Genomic DNA, 3,721 nt, shown 5'->3' on the forward strand with positions numbered 1-3,721 from the left:
GGCAAGCTCTACGGCCTGCGCGCCCTGCTGCCGCCGGCGCTGCTGCTGTTCTACGTTGCCGCCGCCGACCGGCTCGGCTTCATCATCACTGCGGCGATCATGGTCTACGTAACCTCCACCGCGCTCGGCGCGAAGTGGAAGCTGGCGCTGCCGCTTGCCGCGCTGTCGCCGTTCGCCATCCACCTCATCTTCGGCAAGCTGCTGCGTGTGCCGCTTCCTGCCGGCCTGCTGCCGACGCCCTGGTAATCCCCCCATGCTCAAGACCCTGATTGAAGCATTCGCGCTGATCTCCACCTGGGAGGTCATCATCGCGATGTTCGCAGCCTCCGTGTACGGGCTCGTGATCGGCTCGCTGCCCGGCCTGTCGGCAACGATGGCGACCGCCCTGCTCGTCCCCGTCACCTTCTATCTGTCGCCGATCGCGGCCATCGCGACCATCGTCGCGGCGTCCTCGATGGCGATCTTCTCCGGTGACATTCCGGGCGCATTGCTGCGCATTCCCGGCACGCCCGCCTCCGCCGCCTATGCCGACGAGGCCTATGCCATGACCCGCAAGGGCCAGGCCGAGCTCGCGCTCGGGGCCGGCGTCTGGTTCTCCGCCGTCGGCGGCATCGCCGGCGTGCTGTCGCTGATGATCCTGGCGCCGCCCCTTGCCGAGATCGCGCTGTCGTTCTCGACCTACGAATATTTCTGGCTGGCGCTGCTCGGCCTGATGTGCGCCACCTTGGTCGCACGCTCCTCGCCGGTGAAGGCGATCGCCGGCATGTTCCTCGGCTTGCTCGTCTCCTGCGTCGGCATCGAGAATCCCGGCGGCATCCCGCGCTTCACCTTCGGCCTCACCGATCTCTTTGGCGGCATCGAGCCGATCCCGGCGCTGGTCGGCGTGTTCGCGGTGGCGCAGGTGATGCGCGCGATGCTGACACCCGAGCCGCCGCCGCTGCCGCGACGAAAATTCGGAAGCATCATGGCCGGCCAGTGGAAGCTGACCAAGATGTATCACTGGCAGATGACCCGCGGGAACATCGTCGGCATCATCATCGGCGTGCTGCCGGGTGCCGGTGCCGACATGGCCGCCTGGGTCTCCTATGCGATGTCGAAACGCTTCTCCAAGGAGCCTGAAAAGTTCGGCACCGGCCATGTCGAGGGCCTGGTCGAGGCCGGCGCCAGCAACAATGCCAGCATCGCCTCGGGCTGGGTGCCCTCGTTGCTGTTCGGCATCCCCGGCGACACCATCGCCGCGATCGCGATCGGCGTGCTCTACATGAAGGGCCTCAATCCGGGCCCGACGCTGTTCACCGAGAAGGCGTCGAGCATGTACGCGATCTATTTGATGTTCATCATCGCGAACATCATGATGATCCCGCTCGGCATCGCCATGATCCGGGTCGCGGCCTATATCCTGCTGGCGCCGCGCTCGACCGTGATGCCGATCATCATGCTGTGCTGCGCGGTCGGCTCGTTCGCAATCGGCAACAACATGTTCGGCGTCGTCACCGTCGCCGCCTTCGGCGTGATCGGCTATGTCATGGAGGCGAACGGCTATCCCGTCGCCGCCATGGTGCTCGGCATCGTCATGGGCACCATGGTTGAGCAGGCCTTTGTCACCTCGCTGATCAAGTCGGACGGAAGCATCCTGCCGTTCTTCGAACGTCCGGTCGCAGCCATCCTCGCCGCCATGGCGATCGGCGCCCTGCTGTGGCCGGTGATGGTGTGGGTGTGGCGCAAGGTGAAACAGCCGCAGACGGCGGCGGCAGCATCCCGGTGATATCGGGCGGGCGGGCCTCGCCTGCCTCGCCTCGGCGTTGTAAAGCAGGGCATGACTGAGAAGAAGGCCTCGCTCGACATCAAGACCCTCGCCAAGGAGCTTCGCGCCGGCAGTCGCGCCGCTCTCGCCCGAGCCATCACGCTGGTGGAGAGCCGGCGCGGCGACCATCAGGCGCTGGCGCGCGAGCTGGTGCAGTTGCTGCTGCCCGACACCGGCAAGGCGTTTCGCGTCGGTATCACGGGATCGCCGGGCGTCGGCAAATCCACCACCATCGATGCGCTTGGCACTTACCTCATCGAACAGGGCAACAAGGTCGCCGTGCTCGCGGTCGACCCGTCCTCGGCGCGCAGCGGCGGCTCGATCCTGGGCGACAAGACGCGGATGGCGCGGCTGTCCGCGTCCAATGATGCGTTCATCCGTCCCTCACCGTCCTCGGGCACGCTCGGCGGCGTTGCGGCCAAGACGCGCGAGGCCATGCTCTTGTGCGAAGCCGCCGGCTTCGATGTCGTGCTAGTCGAGACCGTCGGCATCGGCCAGTCCGAGACCGCGGTCTGCGACATGACCGATTTCTTCCTGGCCCTGATGCTGCCCGGCGGCGGCGATGAACTGCAAGGCATCAAGAAGGGCCTGGTCGAGCTCGCCGACATGATCGCGATCAACAAGGCCGACGGCGACAACCTCAAGCGCGCCAAGATCACCGCCGCCGATTATCGCGGCGCGCTGCACATCCTCAGCCCGCGGTCCGAGCATTGGCATCCGCCGGTCGAGACCTATTCGGCGCTGACCGGCGATGGCATCGCGAAAATCTGGCAGAAGGTTTTGGATCACCGCAAGGCGATGAACGCCTCCGGCGACTTCGCCGCGCGTCGGCGCGAGCAGCAGGTGAAGTGGATGTGGTCGATGCTGGAGCAGCGGATGCTGGCGCGATTGCGCAGCGAGGCGTCGGTGCGGACGAAAGTCCGGAAGATCGAGGCGGAAGTCGCCGACGGCCATCTCACGCCGGCCCTTGCCGCCGAGCAGATGTTGGAGTTGCTGCAATGAGCGAAAGACTCCGCATTCTCCTCACCGGCTTCGGGCCGTTTCCCGGCGCGCCCTATAATCCGACCCAGCCGCTGGTCGCGCGGCTGGCGCAACTGCGCCGTCCGGCGCTCGATGATGTCGCGATCTCCAGCCACATCTTCCCGGTCACCTACGCTGCGGTCGACCGGCAATTGCCGGAGGTGCTCGCGAAAATGAGGCCGGATGCGCTTCTGATGTTCGGTCTCGCTGCGCGCACGCCTTACCTGCGGATCGAGACCCGCGCGCGCAACGCCGTCACCATGCTCTGGCCCGATGCCGCCAACACCCGCTCCAGCAAGCGCGGCATTGCCGGCCATGCGGACGCAATGACGTTCGGCCCGCACACGGCAAGACTATTGCGCGCCGCGCGCCTGACCGGCATCGATGCACGACCTTCGCGCGATGCCGGCGCCTATCTCTGCAACTACTTGAGCTGGCGCGCGATCGAGAACGTGAGGGCGGGTGGTCCGCAGCTTGCGGCGTTCATCCATATCCCCCTGCTCGCACGCAGCGGCGCGGTGCGCCGCAAGGGGGCGCCGCGCATCACGCTGGAGGAGCTGGTGGATGCGGGGGAAGCCATGCTGATGGAGATGGTGGGGCTGGCAAGGAAGGCGCGGAACACGCAGGTTTCGTAGGGTGGGCAAAGGCGCGCTTGCGCCGTGCCCACCATCTCGTTCCATCTGCCTTCAAATCGGGGGCACGCTTCGCTTTGCTCACCCTACGGCACCGCCTTCTGCGTAAACATTTAACCCTACCGCGAACAAACCTCACGACCCCGGCCCCGCTGCGCTACCTAATCCGCGCGGACGCCCGCGTCCGCCGGAGGACGCGTCATGGACCTCAATCGCCGCCATCTCATCGGAGCTTCCACCGCCGGCATCGCCGGCGCGCTCGCCA

At 66.5% G+C, this 3,721-nt stretch carries 4 protein-coding genes; all 4 read left to right on the forward strand.

The window, feature by feature from the left end:
- A partial coding sequence (locus MOV75_RS30660) for a tripartite tricarboxylate transporter TctB family protein (RefSeq protein ID WP_247007185.1) occupies positions 1-246 on the forward strand: 246 nt, incomplete at its 5' end.
- Positions 247-253: 7 nt separating this feature from the next.
- A complete protein-coding gene (locus tag MOV75_RS30665; protein WP_246931286.1) occupies positions 254-1,765 on the forward strand; it encodes a tripartite tricarboxylate transporter permease in 1,512 nt (503 codons plus the stop codon).
- 51 nt (positions 1,766-1,816) lie between these two features.
- Positions 1,817-2,806, forward strand: a complete 990-nt coding sequence (meaB, locus tag MOV75_RS30670; RefSeq protein ID WP_246931287.1) for a methylmalonyl Co-A mutase-associated GTPase MeaB — start codon at positions 1,817-1,819, stop codon at positions 2,804-2,806.
- Entirely contained in the window at positions 2,803-3,459 is a 657-nt protein-coding gene (locus MOV75_RS30675; protein ID WP_246931288.1) for a pyroglutamyl-peptidase I, read from the forward strand. The genes meaB and MOV75_RS30675 overlap by 4 nt, the downstream gene beginning before the upstream one ends.
- Positions 3,460-3,721 lie beyond the last annotated feature (262 nt).

Source organism: Bradyrhizobium sp. PRIMUS42 (assembly GCF_023006515.1).
GTDB lineage: Bacteria > Pseudomonadota > Alphaproteobacteria > Rhizobiales > Xanthobacteraceae > Bradyrhizobium.

What these genes read in the sequence shown, in the direction of transcription:
- MOV75_RS30665 (WP_246931286.1), top strand. Translation starts at nt 254, where the DNA reads ATGCTCAAGACCCTGATTGAAGCATTCGCGCTGATCTCCACCTGGGAG.
- meaB (WP_246931287.1), top strand. Translation starts at nt 1,817, where the DNA reads ATGACTGAGAAGAAGGCCTCGCTCGACATCAAGACCCTCGCCAAGGAG.
- MOV75_RS30675 (WP_246931288.1), top strand. Translation starts at nt 2,803, where the DNA reads ATGAGCGAAAGACTCCGCATTCTCCTCACCGGCTTCGGGCCGTTTCCC.